Below are 22,564 nucleotides of genomic sequence, written 5' to 3' on the forward strand. Positions count from 1 at the left end.
CGTGAACCGTTTCTACCTCGATGTGCACGCCCTGCAGACCGTCCCACCGAGCAATCTGAACCGCGACGACACCGGTTCCCCCAAGTCGTCGGTGTACGGGGGAGTGCCCCGCGCCCGGGTCTCCAGCCAGGCGTGGAAGAAGGCCACCCGCGACTACTTCGCGGCCGAGAACCTCCTCGACCCGAGCGAACTGGGCGTGCGGACCAAGAAGGTCGTCGAGGTTCTGGCCGACCGCATCCGCGAGCACGACGCCTCTGTGACGGAGGCCGACGCCTTGGAGCTGGCGGCCGAAGTCATCGCCGCCACGGGGCTCAAGATCGAGGTACCCAAGCGCAAGAGCTCGAAGAAGACGGAAGCCGATGGCGTTGGAACCGAGGAGGAGACGCAGGAGCGGCCGGCCCAGGCCAAGTACTTGGTCTTCCTCAGCGCACGGCAACTCGACGGGCTGGCCCGGTTCGCCGTGGAGGGCGCGGCCGACATCGCGAAGTTCCTGAAGGACAAGGACAACAAGTCCCGGGTGAAGCAGATCGCGGACACCCGTCACTCGGTCGACATCGCCCTGTTCGGACGCATGGTCGCGGACTCGACCGACTTCAACGTGGACGCGGCGGTGCAGGTCGCCCATGCCATCAGCGTCCACCGAGTGGACAACGAGTCCGACTACTACACGGCGGTCGATGACCACAACAAGGACTCGGAGCCGGGAGCCGGAATGATCGGCACCGTCGACTTCAACTCGGCGACGCTCTACCGTTACGCAGCCCTCGGCATCCACCAGCTGGCGGCGAACCTGGGGGAGGGGCTGCGCGAGGACGAGTCGAAGGTCACCCCGGTGCGCCGAGCCGCCGAAGCGTTCATCCAGGGCTTCGTCGAGTCCCTGCCCACCGGGAAGATCAACACGTTCGGTCACCACACGCTGCCCGACGCCGTCGTCGTCAAGCTCCGGACCACCCGCCCCATCAGCTTCGTTGCGGCGTTCGAGGAGCCGGTACGCGGAGACCTCGGCGGCCACATGTCCGAGGCATGCGCGCGCCTCGCGGAGTACGTCCCGGACGTCGAGCGGGCGTACGGCGACGAGGGCTCCACCCTCACGTGGGTGCTCCGCGTCGGCCCGAACACCAGGAAGCTCGCGGACATCGGTACGGAGTCCGCGAGCATCGGCGAACTCGTCGCCTCGGTGGGGCAGGCCGTCGCCGAGCGCCTGGAGAAGCCCGAATGAGCGTGCTGACCCTGAGGCTGGCGGGCCCCTTGCAGTCCTGGGGGTCCTCCGCCCGCTTCGCCCGTCGTACAACGGAATCGGCACCGACGAAGAGCGGAGTGATCGGCCTGCTCGCGGCGGCGGCAGGCGTCGAAAGGGGCGACGACGAGGCGCTGGCTGCCCTGTCCGGCCTGCGGTTCGGCGTCCGGATCGACCAACCCGGCAGTCGCGTGAGGGATTTCCAGACGGCACACCACGGCGTCACCGGCGCCTCCATGCCGCTGTCCGAGCGCTTCTACCTGGCCGACGCGGTGTTCGTCGCTGCGGTGGCGGGTGAGACCGGCCTCCTCACCCGCCTGCACGCGGCCTTGCGGGCCCCGGCGTATCCGCCGTTCCTCGGCCGTCGCTCCTGCCCGCCCGCACAGCCGGTGGAGCTGGGGGTGCGCGAAGCGGACTCGCTGCACCAGGCACTGACGGACGAGCCGTGGCAGGCGGCTGCCTGGTACCGCCGCAGGCACCGGGATGAGGCAATGGTGTCCCTCACCGTGCTCCGTGAGGCGGACGAGGACGAGGACGAGCACGACGCGGACCACCAACGCGACCAACCCCTCAGCTTCGCGGCCGAGCGACGCCGGCACGCCCTGCGCACGGTGGTCAGCAGGACGGTGGACGTTCCCAACCCGGACGTCGTGCGCCAACGGGCCGGACGGCCTCGGCACGAGCCGCTCGACGCCCTGGAGGAGAGCGTCTGATGTTCCTGACCCGCTTCCGCATGAACACGGCGCGCACGGGCGCACGCCGTCTGCTGTCCTCACCGCAGGTACTGCACGCGGCCGTCATGGCGTCGTTCCCCGGGCTCCTGCCCACGGAGGCCGCTGCCGCTCCTGATGGCCCCCGGGTGCTATGGCGCCTGGACCAGAACGCTCGGGCCGAGGTGCTGCTGTACGTGGTGAGCCCGGAGAAGCCCGATCTGACGCATCTGGTGGAGCAGGCGGGCTGGCCCGCGCTCGCCGACGCCCAGTCCCCGGGCTGGCAGACCCGGCCGTACGCTCCGTTCCTCGACCGCCTGGCCCAGGGGCAGCGGTGGGCGTTCCGGCTGACAGCCAACCCCGTTCACGACATCCGGAGGAAGCCGGACGAGCCGCGTAAACGCACCGCGCACATCACCCCTGTCCACCAGGTTGGATGGCTTCTCGACCGCCAGGAGCGCTGCGGTTTCCGTGTGGTCGAGAAGCCGCAGAGCGAACGCCTGTTGGCGGGCGGGACCACGCATCGCGGTCACGAGCACCACGGCGACCGGTATCGACTGACGGTCGGTGACCGCAGGGGGCTCGCCTTCGACAAGGCGCGCAGCGAGGGCAAGCGGGGAAGCCGCGTCAGCATCGTGACCGTGACGTTCGACGGCCTCCTGGAGGTGACCGACCCGGCTGTGATGCGGCGCTCCCTCACGCAGGGGATCGGCAAGGCGAAGGCGTACGGCTGCGGTCTGCTGACGTTGGCGCCGCTCGACGGAACGGAATGAACCGGTGGCCACGGTCTCCCGGCGCAACGCCCTCACCCCGCGGCATCTCACCCGAACCGGCGAACGGCTGTCCTTCATCTACCTGGAGCGCTGCGTGGTGCACCGCGACGCCAACGCGATCACTGCCGAGGACGCGGAGGGGACGACGCACATCCCCTCCGCGACGATCGGCACGCTGCTCCTGGGCCCCGGCACCCGGATCACGCACCAGGCGATGAGCGTGCTCGGGGAGACCGGCGCCGCCGTGGCCTGGGTCGGTGAACAGGGCGTGCGCTATTACGCGGGTGGCCGCGCCCTGACACGTTCATCAGCACTCGCGGAGGCGCAGGCGGTCCAATGGGCCAACGCACGCAGCCGCCTGTCCGTGGCCCGTGCGATGTACCGGCTGCGCTTCCCGGACGAGGACCCCGACGGGCTCACCCGCAAGGGACTCCTGGGCCGCGAGGGCCGCCGGGTGAAGGACTGCTACCGGGCCGAGGCGGCCCGTACGGGCATCCGCTGGCGGGGCCGCAAGTACGTCCCTGGCGACTTCGCCGCCGGCGACGCGGTCAACCAGGCGATCACCGCGGCAGCCCAGTGCATGTACGGGGTGGCCCACGCCGTCGTGTCGTCCCTCGGCTGCAGCCCGGCCCTGGGCTTCGTGCACTCCGGCCACGAACTGTCCTTCGTCCTGGACATAGCCGACCTGTACAAGACGGAGGTCGGCATCCCCCTGGCCTTCGACGTGGCCGCGGAGAGTGAGGAGGACGTCGCTTCACGTACCCGGAGGGCTCTGCGCGACCGCATCAACGAGATGTCCCTGCTGGACCGTTGCGTGAACGACATCAAACACCTGCTGCTGACCGACGGCGCGGACGCGGCCACCGCCTCCGCCTCCACCTCCGTTGACAGAGACGTGGTCACGCTCCAGAGCGACGGCGGAGTCGAGGTCGCCGCAGGTCGAAACTACGGCGGCCCGGATGTCTACGAGGACGAGGAGATGCTCTGGTGACGGTGATCGTGCTCACCAACTGCCCGGCCGGCCTACGTGGCTTCCTCACGCGCTGGCTCCTGGAGATCTCCGCGGGCGTCTTCATCGGCAACCCCTCGGCGAGGGTCCGCGACGTGCTCTGGGCGGAAGTCCAGGAGTACGCGGACCAGGGCCGCGCCCTCCTGGCCCACACCGCCAACACCGAGCAGGGCTTCACCTTCCGGACGCACGACCACAAGTGGCACCCGACCGACCACGAGGGCCTGACCCTGATCCGCCGCCCGGCCGAGGGCACAGCGACGAGGAAGCAGCCGCCGGAGGGCCCGAAACCGGGCTGGAGCAGAGCGGCCAAGAGGCGGCGGTTCGGGAGGGGGTGAGCGTTCGATGTGCGGGAAGTTGTTTTGGGTGTATTGCCGGTTTCGGTGAAAGTGGTGCGGAACGGCTTTCTGGCGTCGTAAAGTCGCAGGTCAGGAAGCCTGCTCCCCGCGCGCGCGGGGATGGTCCCGATCCGGAACTGTCGGAATCGTCAGGGGAGAACTGCTCCCCGCGCGCGCGGGGATGGTCCCCACGTCGGCATCGTGACCGCCGTACTGTCGGGCTGCTCCCCGCGCGCGCGGGGATGGTCCCGGCCGTCGTCGGCACCGCTGTTCAGCCGATGACTGCTCCCCGCGCGCGCGGGGATGGTCCCGACGTGCAGACCGAGGCGGCCACCTACACCGACTGCTCCCCGCGCGCGCGGGGATGGTCCCACCGCATCGTCCGCAAGGCTGCCCGCGATCTGCTGCTCCCCGCGCGCGCGGGGATGGTCCCCTGGATGAGGACCAGAAGGCGACGCGCGAGCACTGCTCCCCGCGCGCGCGGGGATGGTCCCCGTGAGGTCGAACGAGACGTTCGTAAGCGGGAGCTGCTCCCCGCGCGCGCGGGGATGGTCCCTCGCCACCGACGCCGAGGAGCGGCGCCGGACGCTGCTCCCCGCGCGCGCGGGGATGGTCCCGTCCAGGCCGGCGGGAGAGCCGGCTAGCTGGGCTGCTCCCCGCGCGCGCGGGGATGGTCCCTGGTTGCCGGGGTTGCCACTTGGACGTGGGGACTGCTCCCCGCGCGCGCGGGGATGGTCCCTGCGTTGGGTACTCGGCGTACGTATCGAGCAGCTGCTCCCCGCGCGCGCGGGGATGGTCCCAGGTCATTCGCGTCGGCGATCTCTGTCAGCTCCTGCTCCCCGCGCGCGGGGGATGGTCCCCACGAGCAGGAGATCAGCCGAGTCCAGGTCGACTGCTCCCCGCCCCCCCGGGGATCGCCTCCTCACCCCGCCCCCAACGACTCCCCGAACCTCGCAGCCAACGGCATCCGCAACCCCAACGGCGGCGGGGCCGCCAGCGCATCGGCCACCGGGCGGGCGAAGGTGTGGCCGAAGAGGGCGCCCCGTACGAAATCGGAAGCCAGCGCAGCGACCTCCGCGCGGTGTTGGCGCAACGCGTGGCCGTCGGAGTGGACCTCGAAGCGGCAGGTGTCGCGGTTGGACTTCTTGGCGCGTTCGGCGAGGTGGAAGGACAACTCCGGGTCGCAGCGCGCGTCGTTGGTGCCGTGGATGAGGAGGACGGGGCGGCCGACCAGGTGCTTGACCGGTTCGGGTTCGGCCGAGGGGTCGGCCGGGAGCCAGGGGGCCAGGGCCAGGACCGCGCCGACCGCTGGGTGGCCGCCGGCGCGAAGGGCCGCGCGGGCGCCCATGCCGTAGCCGGCGAGGCAGACGGGGACGTCGCCGTAGCGGCGTACCGCCTCGTCCACCGCCCACTCGGCGTCCGCCGCGAGGTGGGCGTCGTCCTCGTTCCAGCCGCGGCAGCGGTAGTGCACCACGTGGGCGGCGAGGCCGTCGGTGCGGCCCGCGCGGGCCAGGGCGCGGGCCAGTGGGAGCCGGCGGGCGTAGGAGAGGGAGGAGGGGCGGCGATGGGAGTGGGGCTCGCCGTCCGGGAGCAGCAGGACCACGCCGCCGACCGTTGTTGCTCCGGCCGCCGCTCCGGCGGCCCGTCCCAGCCTCGCTGCAGGCAGGGGAAGTGCGCGCTGTGCCATGGCGTAACAGTGTCAGAAGGAAGGGTGTACGCCACCCGTATTCGCGGTCTCTGTTACGCATCGACCGGTGCGGTCTACGCGCGTAGGCGTTAGAGTGCGTGGATGATGAGCCCGACCCTCAATGTGCCCGGCCAGGATCAGATCCGGCGTGCCCCCAAGGTCCTTCTGCACGACCACCTCGACGGCGGTCTCCGCCCCGGGACGATCGTCGACCTCGCCGCCGCGAGTGGTTACGACGCGCTGCCCGAGACCGAGCCGGACAAGCTCGGCGTCTGGTTCCGGGAGGCCGCCGACTCCGGTTCGCTGGAGCGGTATCTGGAGACGTTCGCCCATACCTGTGCCGTCATGCAGACCCGTGACGCGCTGTTCCGGGTCGCCGCCGAGTGCGCGGAGGACCTGGCGGCCGACGGTGTCGTCTACGCCGAGGTGCGGTACGCCCCCGAGCAGCACCTGGAGGCCGGCCTGACCCTCGAAGAGGTCGTGGAGGCCGTCAACGAGGGCTTCCGCGAGGGCGAGCGGCGGGCCCGGCAGGACGGGAACCGCATCCGGGTCGGCGCCTTGCTCACCGCGATGCGGCATGCCGCCCGGTCGCTGGAGATCGCCGAGCTCGCCAACCGCTACCGGGACCAGGGCGTCGCCGGCTTCGACATCGCGGGCGCCGAGGCCGGGTTCCCTCCCACCCGGCACCTGGACGCCTTCGAGTACCTCAAGCGCGAGAACAACCACTTCACCATCCACGCGGGCGAGGCCTTCGGGCTGCCGTCGATCTGGCAGGCCATCCAGTGGTGCGGCGCCGACCGGCTCGGCCACGGGGTCCGCATCATCGACGACATCGAGGTCGCGGAGGGCGGTGGGGTGAAGCTGGGCCGCCTCGCCTCCTACGTACGGGACAAGCGCATCCCGCTGGAGCTCTGCCCGACGTCCAACCTCCAGACCGGGGCGGCCTCCTCGTACGCAGAGCACCCCATCGGGCTGCTGCGTAAGCTGCACTTCCGGGCCACCGTGAACACGGACAACCGGCTCATGAGCGGTACGAGCATGAGCCGGGAATTCGAGAAGCTGACCGAGACCTTCGGATACACGCTCGACGACATGCAGTGGTTCACCGTCAATGCGATGAAGTCAGCATTCATTCCTTTCGATGAACGTCTGGCGATGATCAATGACGTCATCAAGCCCGGATACGCGGAGCTGAAGTCCGAGTGGCTTTTTGAGCAGACCGCTGCGACCAGCGTGTCTTCCTCGCTCGCTGGCTGATCCGGCCGTGCGGAAAACGGCCGGTGATTATGCATACCGGCCGTTTTCCGGGGTGGCGGATGTTTGCGGGAAAGGGGTGCGGCTGACTACGTTGCAAAGCCGCTCGCATTCCACATCCCCTTCCCCAAGGATGAATGTCATATGAAGCAGTCTGCTGCCAGGACTCTCGGTGTCGCCGCTCTCGGTGCCGCCTTCGCCGCTGCCGCCGCCGGTACCGCCTCGGCCTCCGCGCTGCCGCTCGAAGCCGTGTCCGGCGTCCTGCCCGTCGCCGGCGCGGTCGCCGACGCCACGTCGACGCTGCCGGTCCAGGACACCGCCAACCAACTCCTCGGCACCAGCCAGACCAAGGTCCTGAACGACGCCACCACCCCCGTCAAGGGCCTTCTCGGCGGCATGCCCGCCGGCGGGCTGACCACCAGCGGCCTCTCCGCCAACGGTCTGCCGCTCGGCCACTGAGCGGCAGCGCTTGCACACGCCTGTGGGCGGTCACCCGGATCGGGGGACCGCCCACAGGCGTGTGCGTACGGGACGACCGCTACCAGGCGCCCGCCGCCGATGACCGCCCCTCCTCCTGGGGGAGCAGTACCCACAGCGCCAGGTAGAGCAGGAACTGCGGGCCCGGCAGCAGGCACGAGAGCACGAAGATGATGCGCATGGTCCTCGCGGACGTGCCGAAGCGCCGCGCCAGCGCTGCGCACACTCCGCCGAGCATGCGTCCGTCACGGGGGCGGGCAAGTGCGGCCATGGTGGGCTCCTTCGCGAACCGTTGCGTGGGGAGCGGTCCGTTGCGCTCCCGATGTCCCCATGGTTGCGCACGAACAGGGGCAAAGCATCGCTCTACGGGGCCATCCCGACCCTGGAAATCGTCGGGGTCGAACCCTGAGGGGCCTCGTGGCCGCCGCGCGACACCACCCGCACCCGCCGCTGACCGCCCTGGCGCCGCAGCCGCGCCCGGCACGCCGGTACGACCAGGACGTGGGCGAGGGCGACGCCCGCCGTGTTCAGGAACAGCGAGTCGACGTCGACGACCTGACCGGGCACTCCGGTCTGCCCCAGCTCGATGGCCAGCGAGATCAGCGCACCGGCCGCGACCGTCCGGGCCAGCGAGGACCACGGCGAGACGTGGAGCCGGCCCCCGGCCATCGGGAGCAGCACGCCCAGCGGCGCCAGCAGCAGGAGCCCGCCGCCGATCCGGCGGGACGCGACAGCCGGGCCGAGCGACAGATCGGCCTTGATACCGGCGAACGGCGTGAGGTTGGCGGCCGTCATCCACGGCACGTCCAGCGGGCGCAGACTGAGCCACCCGACGAGCAGCAGATGCGCGAGGAGCAGCGACACCCCGGCCGCGCGGAAGCGGATGACGGCCTGGCCGTCCGTACCTTGACGCACGAAGCCCTAGACGCGGGCGGCGGCAGGATCGGTTCCGCATGGGCCGGGGAGACCTGGCTCACGCAGACCTGGCTCACGCAGACCTGCCTCACGCAGACCTGCCTCACGCAGACCTGCCTCACGGCGGAGGACCGCGCGGGCGGCGGCATCCGGAGCCATGGCTATGGGGCCTGTGTGCGGCGGACCGGGGGCGCGGGCCCGGCCCTGGACCGGCGGACGCCTCCCACGGCGGTCCGGTGGTCCCACCGTGCCCGATGTCGGGCGGGCGCCTCCCACGGCGGTCCGGTGGTCCCACCGTGCCCGATGTCGGGCGGGCGCCTCCCACGGCGGTCCGGCGGTCCCACCGTGCCCGATGTCGGGCGGGCGCCTCCTACGGCAGTCCCACCGTGCCCAGTGTCGGTACCGCCTTCGGGCTGGCCTTCGTCTCCGCCGTGCACAGGTACCCGCGCGCCGGGTAGTTCCCCGGGCCGCCCAGCGTCACCGTCTCCCCGGGGACCAGCGCCTCGCTCTCCGTGAACGTGCAGACGATCTGGGCCAGCGCCTCGGCCGGCAGGTCCTCCGGCTGCTGGCTGAGCCGCAGCGCGTCCTCCGCGTCGCCCGCGCGAGGGCCGGAGATCCGGAGCGACTTCGGGACGTCGGTGGAGAAGCCCGCCTGCTGCTCGTCGGCCGTGGGGCGGCGGCGCAGCTCGCCCAGGAGCTCGGTGGCGATCCGCAGGCGGTCCGACTTCGCCTCCGCGACCTGTACCGCACGGTCCACCGTCACCAGTTGCGAGGCGCAGACCAGGTAGATCTGTACGGGGATGCCCTGCTCGGCCTGGGACGCGACGTCCTCGGCGGGCATCGCGCACGGCACCCGGGACGGGGCGGCTCCGGCGTCGACCGGCACCGATGTGGTGCGGATGCCGCAGCCCGCGGCCAGTACGGCACAGAGTGCGGCACCGGCCAGGGCGGCGGCGGGGCGGTGTCCCCGGCGTTCGCTGCGCCTCACGTCGGGTCGTCCTCCTGGTGGTCCGGTATCGGTGCGTCGTGGTCGTGGTCGTGGTCGTGGTCGTCGGCGTCGTGGTCCTCGGTGTCACGGCTCAGCGCCTCGGCGTCGCGCGGCAGGCGCAGCACGAAGATCGCGCCGTCGCCGTCCGGCGAGTTCCTGGCGGTGATGTCGCCGTTGTGGATGTGCGCGTTCTCCATGGCGATGGAGAGCCCGAGCCCGCTTCCTTCGGAACGCGGCCGGGAGGCGCTTGCCTTGTAGAAGCGGTCGAAGACGTGGGGCAGCACGTCCTCCGGGATGCCGGGGCCGTGGTCGCGGACCTCGATGACCAGCTCCTCGCCCTCGATGCGCACCGAGACCCGTACCGGCGAACCGCCGTGCTTCAGCGCGTTGCCGATCAGGTTGGCCAGGATCACGTCGAGCCGGCGCGGATCGAGGCGGACCATCATGCCGCGCTCGGCGTCCAGGTTCACCGCGTCCAGCCAGGCGCGTGCGTCGATGCAGGCGGTCACCTGGTCGGCGACGTCCACGTCGTCCAGGACCAGCCGGGCGGTGCCCGCGTCGAAGCGGGTCACCTCCATCAGGTTCTCCACCAGGTCGTTGAGACGCCGGGTCTCGCTCACCACCAGGTGCACGGCGGGCGCGATCATCGGGTCCAGGCTGTCGGCCTCCTCCTCCAGCACCTCGGCGACCGCGGTGATCGCGGTGAGCGGCGTGCGCAGCTCGTGCGACATGTCGGCGACGAAGCGGCGGCTGGCCTCCTCCCGCGCGCTCATGTCCGCGACCTTCTTCTCCAGCGAGCCGGCCGTCTTGTTGAACGTCCGGGACAGGTCGGCCAGTTCATCGGTGCCGGACACCACGAGCCGGGTGTCGAGCTTGCCCTCGCCGAGCTTGCGGGCGGCGTCCCCGAGCCGCTGCACCGGGCGCAGCACGGTCGTCGCCGCGGCCTGGGCGAGCAGGGCCGAGCCGACCAGGGCGAGCGCCGTGGCGATCCCCAGCGACCAGGCCAGGGAGCTGAGGTCCTGGCGTTCCTGGTCGAGCGACTTGAGCATGTAGCCGGTCGGCCCCCCGCCGATGATCTTGGTACCGGCGACGAGGTACGGCGTACCGCGGATCGAGGTCCGCTGCCAGAACAGGTGGTACTCGTACTTGTTGCCCGCCTTGACCGGCTGCTTCTTGCCGACCTGCTTCTGCAGCGACAGCGGCACGTTGCTGCGCGTGAAGGTGTCCAGGTCGGAGTTGCCGACGATGGGCTTGCCCGGGTCGCGTTCGTCGATCAGGAGCACGCTGTAGCCGGGGCTGCTGCTCGCCATCTGCACGGCGGCGGTCTGCAGGTCCTCCTTGGTGGGGCGCAGCGGCAGCGAGGCCGCCCGCGTCTGCATCTCCTGGCGGAAGTCCCCGAGCGCCGCGTCCTGCGTGCGCGTCAGCACGGCCTCGCGGTTCAGCCAGTACGCGATTCCGGACGCCGACACCGCGGCGGTCAGCGCGACCAGGGCGAACACGACGACGAGCCGCAGCCGCAGGCTGGTCCAGCGGAGCCCGGCGAGCAGGCTCCGCCGCACAGCCGTGCTCACTGCGGCGAGTCCAGCCGGTATCCCACGCCCCGCACCGTACGGATCAGGGTCGGCGACGACGGTACGTCCTCCACCTTCGCGCGCAGCCGCTGGACGCAGGCGTCCACCAGGCGTGAGTCACCGAGGTAGTCGTGCTCCCAGACCAGGCGCAGCAGTTGCTGCCGGGACAGGGCCTGGCCCGGCCGGCGGCTCAGTTCGAGCAGGAGGCGCAGCTCGGTCGGCGTGAGCTGAAGGTCCTCGCCGTTCTTCGTGACGGTCATGGCGGACCGGTCGATCACCACGTTCCCGAACGTGGCGGAGTCGGTGGACTCCCGTTCGCCGCGGCGCAGCACCGCGCGGATGCGGGCGTCGAGCACCCGCCCCTGTACCGGCTTGACGACATAGTCGTCGGCGCCGGACTCCAGCCCCACCACGACGTCGATGTCGTCGCTGCGCGCGGTCAGCAGGATGATCGGCAGCTGGTCGGTGCGCCGGATGCGCCGGCACACCTCGAAACCGTCGATCCCGGGCAGCATCACGTCCAGCACGACCAGGTCGGGGCGCTGCTCGCGCAGCAGGTTGAGGCCGTCCTCTCCCGTCGCCGCGGTGGCCACACGGTGGCCCTGGCGTGACAGCGAGAGTTCGAGGGCCGTGCGGATGGCGTCGTCGTCCTCGATCAGCAACAGGAAAGGCACTTGGTCATTCTGACCCATGGGGCGCCCCAGTTCGACAGTTGGTCCCCCCGGATGCACGCCCCACACGTCCCTCATGCATCAACAAGCCCGGGTTCGCGCCGCCGCCGGGCCCTGTGACAGGCCTGTGACAGTCGGCGGACACCGCCATGAAACTGCCCCGGCAAGCTCATTGGCACAAGGAACGGACGGACTCCACCGACGGGGGGCGCGAGATGAACGCAACTCACAGCATCAACGCAAGCGCAGTTGTCACGCGTCTCCACGATGTCGGGCGGAGCACCGAGAAGTCCGGCGCCGCAGTGAACGGACGGGGGTGCGTTCGAGGCGCCGGGCGTCAGCACACGTCATTCATGACGGTGGTTGACGCGGGTAGCGGGGGAAGCTCGTACGGGGAGGTCTCGGGGGAGCGGAAGGCACCGGCACGGTCCGAGGACGCCGAAGCGGCGTTCACGGCCTACGTCCGGGAGCGCCGCGCCTCCCTGTACGCCACCGCCTACCACCTGACCGGTGACCGGTTCGAGGCCGAGGACCTGCTGCAGAGCGCCCTCTTCTCGACGTACCGGGCCTGGGACCGGATCAGCGACAAGGCGGCGGTCGGCGGCTATCTGCGCCGCACGATGACCAACCTCCACATCAGCGCCTGGCGCAGGCGCAAGCTGAACGAATACCCGACCGAGGAACTGCCGGAGACGGCGGGCGACACGGACGCGATGCGCGGCACGGAGCTGCGCGCCGTGCTCTGGCAGGCGCTGGCGCGACTGCCGGAACTCCAGCGCACGATGCTGGTCCTGCGGTACTACGAGGGCCGTACGGACCCGGAGATCGCGTCCATCCTCGACATCAGTGTCGGCACGGTGAAGTCGAGCATCTGGCGGTCGCTCCGCCGGCTGCGCGAGGACGAGGTCCTCAGCTTCGGCCGTGACGAGGAGGAGTCCTTCGGCGAGCTGGTGGCCTGAAGGAGCGGGGGAAACGGGGGCGCTGCCGCTTTGGGGGAGGCGGTGGTGTTACGGGGGAGAGAACGGGGGCCCGGGGGATACGGGGGCTGCCGCTGCTTCGGGGGAGGCGGCGGTGTACGGGGGAACGGGGATACGGGGGACAACGGGGGATACGGGGAAGCTGTGGGGTCGGACGGGCCGGGGGGTCCTGTCCGGCCCCGCGGTGCGTTCGGGGGCGCTGCCCCCGGGCCCCCGCTCCTCAATGGCGGGAGGGGCTTGGGATTGCCGCCCCGCTCCTCAATCGCCGGAGGGGCTTGGAGTTGCCGCCCCGCTCCTCATTGGCCGGAGGGGCTTGAATGGGCGGGTGTGCGGTGGGGGCCTGCTGCGGCTGCTGCCAGGCGGCCCAGGGCCTCTTCCTTGTTGCAGGGGTGGGCCCCCAACTCGGTCTGGCGGGCCACGATGCGGCGTTCCGAGCGCATCAGGCGCCAGCCGCGCCGGAGCAGGAACGGCACCGACTTGCGGCTCTCGCGCAGGTCGCGCAGGAGGCGGCGGCGGAACGTCGTCGAGGGGCGGCCGCGCAGGCACAGCGCGTCGGCCAGCAGGCCCAGTGACTGGCAGCGTCCGATGATGTCGGCGGCGAAGATCCCCTCGGCCACGAAGAGCGGGGTGCGCTCGATGTGGAACGTCTCGTGGCCGGTGCGGGAGCTGGTGGAGATGTCGTACACCGGGACGTCGGTGCGGCCGGTGCGGCAGAGTTCGGCGACCGCGGCGACCGCGGCGTCGGCGTCCCAGGAGAGTACGGAGTCCCAGTCGATGTCCGTACTGCCCTCGACGAGCGGCAGCGTGGGGTCGCCGGCCTCCTTGTAGAAGTCGTCCAGCCGCAGCACCGGGAGGCCGGTGCGGGCGGCGAGGGAGGACTTGCCGGAGCCGGAGGGGCCCGCCAGGAGGACGACTCGGGTCGAAAGCGCTTGGGAACTCACAGGACACGAGTGTGAGGCATTGACCCGCACAGGCGACCCCTGGGTGGTCCTGTTGGTATCACGCATCACACCTCAACTACGCTGTGCACTCGGTTGATTACATGACCGATGGTTCGATCGGCCCGATCAGGTGGGAAATCCATGGCACGTCACGCACTTTCCAAGTCCCGGCGCCGTACCCTGCTGCGCGCAGGCCTGACCGTCACCGCGGTGGGCGCCGCGCTCGGCGCGGGGGGTGCCGCGGCCCAGGCCGCGCCGCTGCCCGTCGTCCAGGCGACCGGGACCGACACCAGCCTCGGGGAGGCCACCGAGGCGGCCGGTGGCGCGCTGACCGGGGCGCTCGGCCAGTCGCTGGACAACGGGATCGCGCCCGTCACCCACCTGCGCCTCGACCCGCTGGCCGGCACCGGCGTCGACCCGCTGGACAACGTGGTCGGCACCCAGGTCGCCGACTTCAAGCCGCTGTCCACCGGGCTGGTCACCGACCCCGTGACCAGTGGCGGCGCCCTGAAGGACCTGCCCCTCGTGGGCCAGGCCGTCGGCGGGCTGCACGGCTGACACGGAGGCGGCCCGTGCCCCGGAGAAGCCTCCGGGACACGGGCCGCGCCCGTACCCGCGTCAGTACGAGGAGCCCGACACGCCCAGGGCGCCCGTCGGGTGCCAGACCGTCTTGGTCTCCAGGAACGCCGTCAGGCGGTGCGTGCCCGGGTCGGCCGACCAGTCGTGGCCGTTCTCACCGCTCTCGCCGTCCACAGGCTGTGGACGCGCGACGCGCTTGAGGTTGTCGGCCGCCGCGATCTCCAACTCCTTGGCCAGCTCCGCGTCCGCGCCCGTCAGGTCGATGCCGTTCACGTCCTGGTGGGCGGCGAGCGGGGCGGCGATCTCCGCGGTCTTCCCCGACAGGATGTTGACCACACCGCCCGGCAGGTCCGAGGTGGCCAGCACCTCGCCCAGCGACAGGGCGGGCAGCGGCGACTTCGCGGAGGCCACCACGACCGCCGTGTTGCCGGCCGCGATCACCGGGGCGAGCACCGAGACCAGGCCCAGGAACGAGGACTCCTGCGGGGCGAGGACGGTCACCACGCCGGTCGGCTCGGGCGTCGAGAGGTTGAAGAACGGGCCCGCGACCGGGTTCGCCCCGCCCACCACCTGGGCGATCTTGTCGGTCCAGCCCGCGTACCAGACCCAGCGGTCCACCGCCGCGTCCACGACGGCCGCCGCCTTGGACTTCGACAGCCCCTCGGCCTCGGCCACCTCGCGTACGAACTGCTCGCGGCGGCCCTCCAGCATCTCGGCGATGCGGTAGAGGATCTGGCCGCGGTTGTACGCGGTCGCGCCCGACCAGCCGCCGAACGCCTTGCGCGCGGCCACGACCGCGTCGCGCGCGTCCTTGCGGGAGGACTGGGGCGCGTTCGCCAGCCACTTGCCCTTCGAGTCCGTCACCTCGTACACCCGGCCGCTCTCGGAGCGGGGGAACTTGCCCCCGACGTACAGCTTGTAGGTCTTGAAGACGCTCAGACGGTTATCGGACATCGAGGTACGCCTCCAGGCCGTGGCGGCCGCCTTCGCGGCCGAAGCCCGACTCCTTGTAACCGCCGAACGGCGAGGTCGGGTCGAACTTGTTGAACGTGTTGGCCCAGACGACGCCCGCCCGGAGCTTGTTGGCGACCGCGAGGATGCGGGAGCCCTTCTCCGTCCAGATGCCCGCCGACAGGCCGTACTGGCTGTTGTTGGCCTTGGCGACCGCCTCGTCCGGGGTGCGGAAGGACAGCACGGAGAGCACCGGGCCGAAGATCTCGTCGCGGGCGACGGTGTGGGCCTGCGTGACGTTGGTGAAGAGCGTCGGGGCGAACCAGTAGCCCGCCGAGGGCAGTTCGCAGGGGGCCGACCAGCGGTCCGCGCCCTCCGCCTCGCCGGTCTCCACGAGCGCGGTGATCCGGGCCAGCTGCTCCGCGGAGTTGATCGCGCCGATGTCGGTGTTCTTGTCCAGCGGGTCGCCGAGGCGCAGCGTGGACAGCCGGCGCTTCAGGGCGTCCAGCAGCTCGTCCTGGATCGACTCCTGGACCAGGAGCCGGGAGCCCGCGCAGCACACCTGGCCCTGGTTGAAGAAGATGCCGGTGACGATGCCCTCGACGGCCTGGTCGATGGGGGCGTCGTCGAAGACGATGTTGGCGCCCTTGCCGCCCAGCTCCAGGGTGACCTTCTTGTCGGTCCCCGCGACCTGGCGGGCGATGGCCTTGCCGACGGCGGTCGAGCCGGTGAAGGCGACCTTGTTCACGTCCGGGTGCTCGACGAGCGCCTGACCCGCGTCGCCGTACCCCGTCAGGATGTTGACGACACCCTTGGGCAGGCCCGCCTGGCGGCAGATGTCCGCGAAGAACAGCGCGGACAGGGGCGTCGTCTCGGCCGGCTTCAGCACCACGGTGTTGCCCGTGGCGAGGGCGGGGGCGATCTTCCACGCGAGCATCAGGAGCGGGAAGTTCCACGGGATGACCTGGCCGGCCACGCCCAGCGGGCGCGGGTTCGCCCCGTAGCCCGCGTGGTCCAGCTTGTCGGCCCAGCCCGCGTAGTAGAAGAAGTGCGCGGCGACCAGCGGGAGGTCCGCGTCGCGGGTCTCCTTGATCGGCTTGCCGTTGTCCAGGGTCTCCAGGACGGCCAGCTCGCGGCTGCGCTCCTGGATGATCCGGGCGATCCGGAACAGGTACTTGGCGCGCTCGGAGCCGGGCAGCGCCGACCACTTCTCGAACGCCCGGCGGGCCGCCTTCACGGCCCGGTCCACGTCCTCGGCGCCGGCCCGCGCGACCTCGGACAGCACCTCCTCGCTGCTCGGCGAGACCGTCTTGAAGACCTTGCCGTCGGCCGCGTCGGTGAACTCACCGTCGATGAACAGGCCGTACGAGGGCGCGATGTCGACGACCGACCGCGACTCGGGCGCGGGTGCGTACTCGAATGCAGATGCCATGGGTATCAGTCCACCGTCACGTAATCGGGGCCGGAGTAACGGCCGGTGCTGAGCTTCTGGCGCTGCATCAGCAGGTCGTTCAGCAGGCTGGAGGCGCCGAAGCGGAACCAGCGGTTGTCCAGCCAGTCCTCGCCCGCCGTCTCGTTGACCAGCACGAGGAACTTGATCGCGTCCTTGGACGTACGGATGCCGCCGGCCGGCTTCACGCCGATCTGGACGCCGGTCTGCGCGCGGAAGTCGCGCACCGCCTCCAGCATCAGCAGGGTGTTCGCGGGCGTGGCGTTCGTCGCCACCTTGCCGGTCGAGGTCTTGATGAAGTCCGCGCCCGCCAGCATCCCCAGCCAGGAGGCCCGCCGGATGTTGTCGTACGTGGACAGCTCGCCGGTCTCGAAGATCACTTTCAGACGGGCGTTCCCGCACTCCGCCTTCACGGTGACGATCTCCTCGTAGACCTTCAGGTAGCGGCCGGAGAGGAAGGCGCCCCGGTCGATCACCATGTCGATCTCGTCCGCCCCGGCCGCCACGGCGTCGCGGACGTCCGCGAGCTTCACGTCCAGCGCGGCGCGCCCGGCGGGGAAGGCCGTCGCCACGGACGCCACCTTCACACCGGAGCCGGCCAGGGCGACGGCCGCGGTGGCCGCCATGTCGGGGTAGACGCAGACCGCGGCGGTGCGCGGGCTCGTGCGGTCGGTGGGATCGGGGTTGACGGCCTTGGCGGCGAGCGCCCGGACCTTGCCGGGGGTGTCCGCGCCTTCCAGCGTCGTCAGGTCGATCATCGAGATGGCGAGGTCGATGGCGTACGCCTTGGCCGTCGTCTTGATCGAACGGGTTCCGAGAGAGGCGGCGCGCGCTTCGAGGCCGACGGCGTCGACGCCGGGCAGCCCGTGCAGGAAGCGGCGCAGCGCACTGTCGGACGCCGTCGCGTCGGCGAATGCGGGGAGGGTGGTGGGCATGGTCACCACATGAGCATATCTACGCGCGTAGCGACCTGTACAGCGGCCCAGGTCGTCCGCGTATCGCGCGCACCGGCGCATCCGCGTATCGCACACCGCGCGCATCCGCACATCACGCGCTCGCGACATCACACGCTCGCGCGTCCGCCTATCACGCACCGGCGCATCCGCGTATCGCACACCGCGCGCATCCGCGCGTTGCGCACCGGCGCGACTGTGTATTGCGCACCGGCGCGCGAGCAGCGGGCGGGTGCCCCCGCACCACTCGGCGGCGTCAGGCACAATCGGGCTCATGACGAGCCCCACGCCTCCCGCCGAGCCCACCTACGCCGACCGGACGTTCCGGTCGCCCGCCGGGCTGGTCGGGGGTGTCCTGCTGCTCGTGCTCATCTGCTGGATCGGCGGCGACGCCGCGTTCCGCGGCGAGGGCCGGGTGCCGTGGCTGGCCCTCGCCGGGCTGCTGACCGCGGTGCCGCTGATCGTCGCCTTCACCCTGCGCCCGGTGGTGTCCGTCAACGACCAGCGCATCCGGGTCCGCAACCCGTTCCGCACGATCACGCTGCCGTGGACCGACGTCGCCGACGTGCGCGCCGGGTATTCGAGCGAACTGTTCACCAACGACGGCACGAAGTACCAGCTCTGGGCCGTGCCGGTGTCGTTGCGGCAGCGCAAGAAGGCCGCCCGTCAGCAGTCCCGGCAGTCGCTGGACGACCCCTACCGCCGGACCTCCGCGACCGCCGACGTACGCGACACCAAGGCCCGCACCGCCGCGGCGGACCAGGCGGTGGCAGACCTGCGCGAACTCTCCGAACGCGCGGGCGACAAGCCCGTGCCCGACGCCCCCGGCAAGTCGGTGCGCTGGGCGTACGAGGTCATCGCCCCGTCGGTCGTGGGCGCGGTGCTGCTGGTGGTGCTGGGGGCGCTGGGCTGAGCCCGCACGGGCGCCCGGAGACCCGCGTGTGAGACTTCACTCATGCGCCTCAGCCGCTCGCTGCGCCGCGCCCCGCTCGCTGCGCCGCGCCCCGCTCGCTGCCGGGACGCTGTCCATCGCCCTCGCCGTGTCGGCCTGTGGAACAGGCTCCCAGAGCCAGTCCGACGGGGCTGCGACGTCCCTTCGACGGTCGTGCTCGACCGGGACGGCAGGACCGCCGCGCGGGCGCTCCTGGGCCTCGACGAAGAGCAGCTGCACTCCATGATCGACCCGCTTGTCGCGGAAGAACGCGGCTGATCGGCGGGTCCGCCCGGGCACCGGGTCCGCCCGGATACCGGGTCCGCCCGGCTTCCGCTCGGCCGGCCGGGGCCCTTCCCGGGCGCCCCGGCCGGCCGGCGGGTGTCAGATCCCGGCCGCTGCGGACAGGTCCCGCTTGATGTCCGTCAGCAGGGCCGTCGCCCGGGCGCGGGCCGCCGGGAGGTCGTCGGGCGTGGTGACCGGGACCACGACCTCCAGGTAGCACTTCAGCTTCGGCTCGGTGCCGCTCGGGCGGACGATCACGCGGGCGCCCTCCAGGCCGTAGCGCAGCCCGTCGGTGGGGGGCAGCCGGTCCGTGCCGAGGGACAGGTCCTCGGCGGTGGTGACGGGCAGGCCCGCCAGGGACGTCGGGGGCTGCTCGCGCAGGCGGCGCATGGCGTCCGCGATGACGGAAAGGTCCTCCACCCGGACCGAGAGCTGGTCGGTCGCGTGCAGGCCGTGCTCCAGGGCGAGGTCGTCCAGCAGGTCCAGGAGCGTACGGCCCTGCTCCTTGAGTACGGAGGCGAGCTCGGCGACGAGCAGCGCGGCCGTGATGCCGTCCTTGTCGCGGACGCCGTCCGGGTCGACGCAGTAGCCGAGCGCCTCCTCGTACCCGTAGCGCAGCCCCTCGACGCGGGCGATCCACTTGAAGCCCGTCAGCGTCTCCTCGTAACCAAGGCCCGCCTTCTCGGCGATCCGGCCGAGGAGCGACGACGAGACGATCGACTCGGCGAACACGCCGGTCGCGCCCCGGCGCACGAGGTGGGCGGCGAGCAGCGCGCCGACCTCGTCGCCGCGCAGCATCCGCCAGCCGCCGTCCGCGCCCGGGTCCGGTACGGCGACGGCGCAGCGGTCGGCGTCCGGGTCGTTGGCGATGACGATGTCGGGGTCCGTGCGGCGCGCGGTGGCGAACGCGAGATCCATCGCGCCGGGCTCCTCCGGATTGGGGAAGGCCACGGTGGGGAACGCGGGGTCCGGCTCGGCCTGCTCCGCGACGAGGACCGGGGCGGGGAAACCGGCCCGGTCGAACGCGGCGGTCAGCACGGAGGTGCCGACACCGTGCATCGCGGTGTACACGACGCGGGCGGTACGCGGCGAACCGGCGTCGAGCACGCTGTCCGTACGCGCCAGATAGGCGTCCAGCACCTCGTCGCCCAGGGTCTCCCAGCCGTCGCCGGGGCGGGGCACGGTGTCGAGCGGACCGACCGCTGCGATGGCGGCGGCGATCTCGCCGTCGGCCGGCGGCACGATCTGCGAGCCGTCGCCGAGGTAGACCTTGTAGCCGTTGTCGCGCGGCGGGTTGTGGCTGGCGGTCACCTCGACGCCCGCGACGGCACCCAGGTGCCTTATGGCGTACGCGAGCACGGGGGTGGGAAGCGGGCGGGGGAGCACCGCCGCCCGCAGACCCGCACCCGTCATCACGGCGGCCGTGTCCCGGGCGAAGTCGGCGGACTTGTAGCGGGCGTCGTAGCCGATGACGACGAGACCCCCGGCCTGCCCCTGGTCCTTGAGGTACGCGGCCAGGCCGGCGGCGGCGCGCATGACCACGGCGCGGTTCATGCGCATGGGGCCGGCGCCCAGCTCGCCCCGGAGCCCGGCGGTGCCGAACTGGAGCGTGCCGGCGAAGCGGGCGGCGAGCTCGTCCAGGTCCTCCGCGTCGATGAGCTTGGCCAGCTCGTCGCGGGTCTCGGAGTCGGGGTCCTCGGAGAGCCAGGTCCTGGCCCGGGCGAGGAGGTCCTGCGTCGTCGTCACGGGGTCCGCCTTTCGGGGGGGAGGGGGAGGGGAGGTGGGGAGGGGAGGTGGGGCGGGGTGCGGTGGGGCGGTACGCGGGTGGGCGCCTGCGGCGGGACTGTTCCCCTACCCGCCCCTTCCCGTAACCGGGGCTCCGCCCCGGCCCCCGCTCCTCAAGCGCCGGAGGGGCTGGGTTTGTGGGGCTCGGCCTCGGGCCCCGCTTCTCGAGCGCCGGAGGGGCTGGGTTTGTGGGGCTCGGCCTCGGGCCCCGCTTCTCGAGCGCCGGAGGGGCTGGGTTTGTGGGGCTCGGCCTCGGGCCCTGCTCCTCAAGCGCCGGAGGGGCTTGAGTGCGCGCCGGAGGGGCTGGGAGTGGCCGGGGGTGAATCAAGCCCCTCCGGCGATTGAGGAGCGGGGCTGTGGGGGCCGCGCCCCCACGAAGGCCGCCTCAGATCCGTTCCAGCACCCGCGCCAGCAGCGAGCCCATCCGGGTCGCCGAGTCGCGGCCCGCCTGAAGGACCTCCTCGTGGTTCAGCGGCTCCCCGCTCAGGCCCGCCGCCAGGTTCGTCACCAGGGAGAGGCCCAGGACCTCGGCGCCCGCCTCGCGGGCCGCGATGGCCTCCAGGACCGTGGACATGCCGACGAGGTCGCCGCCCATCACGCGGACCATGTTGATCTCGGCCGGCGTCTCGTAGTGCGGGCCGGGGAACTGCACGTACACGCCCTCTTCGAGCGTCCCGTCGACCTCCTTGCACAGCGCCCGCAGCCGCGGCGAGTACAGGTCGGTCAGGTCGACGAAGTTCGCGCCGACGATCGGCGAGGCCGCCGTGAGATTGATGTGGTCGCTGATCAGGACCGGCTGCCCGGGCCGCATCCCCTCACGCAGACCCCCGCAGCCGTTCGTCAGGACCACGGTCCGGCAGCCCGCGGCGACCGCGGTGCGCACCCCGTGCGCCACGGCGGCGACGCCGTGGCGCTCGTAGAAGTGCGTACGGCCCAGGAACACCAGGGCGCGCTTGTCGCCGATCAGGTGCGAGCGGACCGTGCCGCCGTGGCCCTCGACGGCGGGCGCGGGGAAGCCGGGGAGCGCGGTCACCGGGAACTCGGCCTCCGGAACGCCGAGCGCGGCGCCGGCGGGCGCCCAGCCGGAGCCCATCACGAGGGCGACGTCGTGGGTCTCGGCACCGGTCAGCTCGCGCAGGCGGGCGGCGGCGTCGGCGGCGGCGGCGTACGGGTCGCCCTGGATGTGGTCCGGAATAACTGATGCGTTCACGCGGATGAGGGTAACCGCTCATTCCCTACGCGCGTAGATGCTCCCGTACAGAGTCTCGCCACGTTCGTTCGTGCGTTCCCACAGTCGGGCCCCGGCCGGGCGCCCGGCCGGCCGCGAAAGGGCAGGTCGGGACCGCTCCCACGGCGGCCCGGGCCGCCCACGCGGTCAGCAGGGGCGTTTGCGGAGTTCCATCACATAATCGTGCGGAGCGCCGGCGGAATCGGCCGCGTCCGCGATCTCGCCCAGGTAGCGGGCGGACGGCAGCCCGCCCTCGTAGCCGTTGAGCACATAGATCCAGGCCGGCTCCTCGCCGTCCAGGGTGTGCACCCGGATGCGCATGCGGCGGTAGATGTCGAGTCCCACGCCCTCCCAGCGGTCCATGGAGTCCTCATCCATGGGCGCCAGGTCGTACAGGGCCACGAACACCTGCGAGCGGGGCGCCTCCACCACGGTGGCCAGCGCACCCTCCCAGCCCATCTGCTCCCCGCCGAAGGTCAGCCGCCAGCCGTTCAGCCAGCCGGTGCCGCGCAGCGGTGAGTGCGGGGCGCGGCGCGTCATCAGCCGCGCGTCGAGGTTGCCGGCGTACGCGGCGTAGAGCGACATGGAACCGAGGGTACGGGAGGTGGCGCCGGGAGCGGCGGTTCCTGTGAGGAAGGCCCCCGCGAGAGGGGGAATCGGCGGGGCGGCCCGAAGGGGCGGATTCACCGGCTGCGGCCGTGCGCCGTGCGCCCCGGCGCACGTATGGAGGGCCCCGGGGAGAAGCACCTTGGCGGGTGCGGGACAATGAAGTACGTACTGCATTCCCCCGGGGCGATCCCCCGGACCCCCGGCCGGGGCAGCAGACGGCCGCGGGATGAGAAACGCGAGGCGGA

The 22,564-nt window shown here is 71.8% G+C and carries 23 protein-coding genes, 1 pseudogene and 1 CRISPR repeat array; of the genes and pseudogenes, 11 read left to right on the forward strand and 13 right to left on the reverse strand.

Annotation, left to right across the window (positions count from 1 at the left end; genetic code table 11):
* The first annotated feature begins 1 nt into the window (after position 1).
* From cas7e to cas2e, 5 genes are read left to right on the forward strand one after another with little or no spacing between them, the layout of a single operon-like run.
* On the forward strand, positions 2 to 1,219 hold the full coding sequence (gene cas7e / locus E6P78_RS12825; protein ID WP_136203678.1) for a type I-E CRISPR-associated protein Cas7/Cse4/CasC: 1,218 nt from the start codon (positions 2 to 4) through the stop codon (positions 1,217 to 1,219).
* Positions 1,216 to 1,950 carry a type I-E CRISPR-associated protein Cas5/CasD gene (cas5e, locus tag E6P78_RS12830; RefSeq protein ID WP_136203679.1) on the forward strand — a complete coding sequence of 245 codons (735 nt, stop codon included), beginning with the start codon at positions 1,216 to 1,218 and terminating at the stop codon, positions 1,948 to 1,950. The genes cas7e and cas5e overlap by 4 nt, the downstream gene beginning before the upstream one ends.
* Positions 1,950 to 2,720, forward strand: coding sequence for a type I-E CRISPR-associated protein Cas6/Cse3/CasE (cas6e, locus tag E6P78_RS12835; RefSeq protein ID WP_136203680.1), 771 nt, complete (start codon positions 1,950 to 1,952; stop codon positions 2,718 to 2,720). Before cas5e ends, cas6e begins: the two co-directional genes overlap by 1 nt.
* Before the next feature lie 4 nt (positions 2,721 to 2,724).
* Positions 2,725 to 3,711, forward strand: coding sequence for a type I-E CRISPR-associated endonuclease Cas1e (gene cas1e, locus E6P78_RS12840; protein ID WP_136203681.1), 987 nt, complete (start codon positions 2,725 to 2,727; stop codon positions 3,709 to 3,711).
* Positions 3,708 to 4,067: a type I-E CRISPR-associated endoribonuclease Cas2e gene (gene cas2e, locus E6P78_RS12845; RefSeq protein ID WP_136203682.1), complete on the forward strand. Its 360-nt coding sequence runs from the start codon at positions 3,708 to 3,710 to the stop codon at positions 4,065 to 4,067. The genes cas1e and cas2e overlap by 4 nt, the downstream gene beginning before the upstream one ends.
* A gap of 99 nt (positions 4,068 to 4,166) precedes the next feature.
* Positions 4,167 to 4,988: direct repeats of the CRISPR family, unit length 29 nt; unit sequence CTGCTCCCCGCGCGCGCGGGGATGGTCCC.
* A 1-nt stretch (position 4,989) separates the two neighbouring features.
* On the opposite strand, the gene E6P78_RS12850 is transcribed toward cas2e, so the two are convergent.
* The gene (locus E6P78_RS12850; protein ID WP_136203731.1) at positions 4,990 to 5,670 is read right to left on the reverse strand and encodes a dienelactone hydrolase family protein; all 681 of its coding nucleotides are present in this window, start codon (positions 5,668 to 5,670) and stop codon (positions 4,990 to 4,992) included.
* A 186-nt stretch (positions 5,671 to 5,856) separates the two neighbouring features.
* Between E6P78_RS12850 and E6P78_RS12855 the strand changes: the two genes are divergently transcribed.
* Together E6P78_RS12855 and E6P78_RS12860 are read left to right on the forward strand one after the other, a co-directional pair.
* Positions 5,857 to 7,011, forward strand: a complete 1,155-nt coding sequence (locus E6P78_RS12855) for an adenosine deaminase (protein ID WP_136203683.1) — start codon at positions 5,857 to 5,859, stop codon at positions 7,009 to 7,011.
* 141 nt (positions 7,012 to 7,152) lie between these two features.
* A complete protein-coding gene (locus E6P78_RS12860; protein ID WP_136203684.1) occupies positions 7,153 to 7,467 on the forward strand; it encodes a hypothetical protein in 315 nt (104 codons plus the stop codon).
* Between the two features lie 79 nt (positions 7,468 to 7,546).
* Here E6P78_RS12860 and E6P78_RS12865 read toward each other — a convergent pair whose 3' ends face one another.
* The 5 genes from E6P78_RS12865 to afsQ1 form a co-directional block, all read right to left on the reverse strand.
* The gene (locus E6P78_RS12865) at positions 7,547 to 7,756 is read right to left on the reverse strand and encodes a PspC domain-containing protein (protein WP_136203685.1); all 210 of its coding nucleotides are present in this window, start codon (positions 7,754 to 7,756) and stop codon (positions 7,547 to 7,549) included.
* A gap of 92 nt (positions 7,757 to 7,848) precedes the next feature.
* Positions 7,849 to 8,400 carry a VanZ family protein gene (locus E6P78_RS12870; RefSeq protein ID WP_136203686.1) on the reverse strand — a complete coding sequence of 184 codons (552 nt, stop codon included), beginning with the start codon at positions 8,398 to 8,400 and terminating at the stop codon, positions 7,849 to 7,851.
* A 370-nt stretch (positions 8,401 to 8,770) separates the two neighbouring features.
* Positions 8,771 to 9,388, reverse strand: coding sequence for a hypothetical protein (locus tag E6P78_RS12875; protein ID WP_136203687.1), 618 nt, complete (start codon positions 9,386 to 9,388; stop codon positions 8,771 to 8,773).
* Positions 9,385 to 10,959, reverse strand: a complete 1,575-nt coding sequence (locus E6P78_RS12880) for a HAMP domain-containing sensor histidine kinase (RefSeq protein ID WP_136203688.1) — start codon at positions 10,957 to 10,959, stop codon at positions 9,385 to 9,387. Before E6P78_RS12880 ends, E6P78_RS12875 begins: the two co-directional genes overlap by 4 nt.
* On the reverse strand, positions 10,956 to 11,633 hold the full coding sequence (gene afsQ1 / locus E6P78_RS12885) for a two-component system response regulator AfsQ1 (RefSeq protein WP_026171255.1): 678 nt from the start codon (positions 11,631 to 11,633) through the stop codon (positions 10,956 to 10,958). The genes E6P78_RS12880 and afsQ1 overlap by 4 nt, the downstream gene beginning before the upstream one ends.
* Positions 11,634 to 11,845: 212 nt before the next feature.
* Between afsQ1 and E6P78_RS12890 the strand changes: the two genes are divergently transcribed.
* Positions 11,846 to 12,589 carry a SigE family RNA polymerase sigma factor gene (locus E6P78_RS12890; protein ID WP_136203689.1) on the forward strand — a complete coding sequence of 248 codons (744 nt, stop codon included), beginning with the start codon at positions 11,846 to 11,848 and terminating at the stop codon, positions 12,587 to 12,589.
* Positions 12,590 to 12,903: 314 nt separating this feature from the next.
* Here the strand turns inward: E6P78_RS12890 and E6P78_RS12895 are convergent, their stop codons facing one another.
* Positions 12,904 to 13,614 carry a uridine kinase gene (locus E6P78_RS12895; protein WP_136203690.1) on the reverse strand — a complete coding sequence of 237 codons (711 nt, stop codon included), beginning with the start codon at positions 13,612 to 13,614 and terminating at the stop codon, positions 12,904 to 12,906.
* Positions 13,615 to 13,689: 75 nt separating this feature from the next.
* Between E6P78_RS12895 and E6P78_RS12900 the strand changes: the two genes are divergently transcribed.
* Positions 13,690 to 14,106, forward strand: a complete 417-nt coding sequence (locus E6P78_RS12900; RefSeq protein WP_136203691.1) for a hypothetical protein — start codon at positions 13,690 to 13,692, stop codon at positions 14,104 to 14,106.
* Between the two features lie 60 nt (positions 14,107 to 14,166).
* Here the strand turns inward: E6P78_RS12900 and E6P78_RS12905 are convergent, their stop codons facing one another.
* From E6P78_RS12905 to deoC, 3 genes are read right to left on the reverse strand one after another with little or no spacing between them, the layout of a single operon-like run.
* On the reverse strand, positions 14,167 to 15,081 hold the full coding sequence (locus E6P78_RS12905; protein ID WP_136203692.1) for an aldehyde dehydrogenase family protein: 915 nt from the start codon (positions 15,079 to 15,081) through the stop codon (positions 14,167 to 14,169).
* On the reverse strand, positions 15,071 to 16,510 hold the full coding sequence (locus tag E6P78_RS12910) for an aldehyde dehydrogenase family protein (RefSeq protein ID WP_136203693.1): 1,440 nt from the start codon (positions 16,508 to 16,510) through the stop codon (positions 15,071 to 15,073). Before E6P78_RS12910 ends, E6P78_RS12905 begins: the two co-directional genes overlap by 11 nt.
* A gap of 5 nt (positions 16,511 to 16,515) precedes the next feature.
* Positions 16,516 to 17,463, reverse strand: a complete 948-nt coding sequence (deoC, locus tag E6P78_RS12915) for a deoxyribose-phosphate aldolase (RefSeq protein WP_136203732.1) — start codon at positions 17,461 to 17,463, stop codon at positions 16,516 to 16,518.
* Positions 17,464 to 17,755: 292 nt separating this feature from the next.
* Between deoC and E6P78_RS12920 the strand changes: the two genes are divergently transcribed.
* Both E6P78_RS12920 and E6P78_RS33400 read left to right on the forward strand, forming a co-directional pair.
* A complete protein-coding gene (locus tag E6P78_RS12920; protein ID WP_136203694.1) occupies positions 17,756 to 18,394 on the forward strand; it encodes a PH domain-containing protein in 639 nt (212 codons plus the stop codon).
* 177 nt (positions 18,395 to 18,571) lie between these two features.
* A pseudogene (locus E6P78_RS33400) lies at positions 18,572 to 18,691 on the forward strand (TlpA family protein disulfide reductase); the annotation flags it as partial.
* 105 nt (positions 18,692 to 18,796) lie between these two features.
* On the opposite strand, the gene E6P78_RS12930 reads toward E6P78_RS33400, so the two are convergent.
* The 3 genes from E6P78_RS12930 to E6P78_RS12945 form a co-directional block, all read right to left on the reverse strand.
* Positions 18,797 to 20,443 carry a phospho-sugar mutase gene (locus E6P78_RS12930; RefSeq protein ID WP_136203695.1) on the reverse strand — a complete coding sequence of 549 codons (1,647 nt, stop codon included), beginning with the start codon at positions 20,441 to 20,443 and terminating at the stop codon, positions 18,797 to 18,799.
* Between the two features lie 424 nt (positions 20,444 to 20,867).
* Positions 20,868 to 21,692, reverse strand: coding sequence for a purine-nucleoside phosphorylase (locus tag E6P78_RS12940; RefSeq protein ID WP_136203697.1), 825 nt, complete (start codon positions 21,690 to 21,692; stop codon positions 20,868 to 20,870).
* A 165-nt stretch (positions 21,693 to 21,857) separates the two neighbouring features.
* Entirely contained in the window at positions 21,858 to 22,295 is a 438-nt protein-coding gene (locus tag E6P78_RS12945; RefSeq protein WP_018519118.1) for a gamma-glutamylcyclotransferase, read from the reverse strand.
* Between the last annotated feature and the right edge of the window lie 269 nt (positions 22,296 to 22,564).

The organism is Streptomyces sp. A0958, assembly GCF_004795035.1.
GTDB lineage: Bacteria > Actinomycetota > Actinomycetes > Streptomycetales > Streptomycetaceae > Streptomyces.

Bases quoted from the DNA above. Each gene is read 5' to 3' on its own strand.
- cas5e (WP_136203679.1), top strand. From the start codon at position 1,216: ATGAGCGTGCTGACCCTGAGGCTGGCGGGCCCCTTGCAGTCCTGGGGG.
- cas6e (WP_136203680.1), top strand. From the start codon at position 1,950: ATGTTCCTGACCCGCTTCCGCATGAACACGGCGCGCACGGGCGCACGC.
- E6P78_RS12855 (WP_136203683.1), top strand. From the start codon at position 5,857: ATGATGAGCCCGACCCTCAATGTGCCCGGCCAGGATCAGATCCGGCGT.
- E6P78_RS12860 (WP_136203684.1), top strand. From the start codon at position 7,153: ATGAAGCAGTCTGCTGCCAGGACTCTCGGTGTCGCCGCTCTCGGTGCC.
- E6P78_RS12865 (WP_136203685.1), bottom strand. From the start codon at position 7,756: ATGGCCGCACTTGCCCGCCCCCGTGACGGACGCATGCTCGGCGGAGTG.
- E6P78_RS12890 (WP_136203689.1), top strand. From the start codon at position 11,846: ATGAACGCAACTCACAGCATCAACGCAAGCGCAGTTGTCACGCGTCTC.
- E6P78_RS12895 (WP_136203690.1), bottom strand. From the start codon at position 13,614: ATGCGTGATACCAACAGGACCACCCAGGGGTCGCCTGTGCGGGTCAAT.
- E6P78_RS12900 (WP_136203691.1), top strand. From the start codon at position 13,690: ATGGCACGTCACGCACTTTCCAAGTCCCGGCGCCGTACCCTGCTGCGC.
- E6P78_RS12905 (WP_136203692.1), bottom strand. From the start codon at position 15,081: ATGTCCGATAACCGTCTGAGCGTCTTCAAGACCTACAAGCTGTACGTC.
- E6P78_RS12910 (WP_136203693.1), bottom strand. From the start codon at position 16,510: ATGGCATCTGCATTCGAGTACGCACCCGCGCCCGAGTCGCGGTCGGTC.
- deoC (WP_136203732.1), bottom strand. From the start codon at position 17,463: ATGCCCACCACCCTCCCCGCATTCGCCGACGCGACGGCGTCCGACAGT.
- E6P78_RS12920 (WP_136203694.1), top strand. From the start codon at position 17,756: ATGACGAGCCCCACGCCTCCCGCCGAGCCCACCTACGCCGACCGGACG.
- E6P78_RS12945 (WP_018519118.1), bottom strand. From the start codon at position 22,295: ATGTCGCTCTACGCCGCGTACGCCGGCAACCTCGACGCGCGGCTGATG.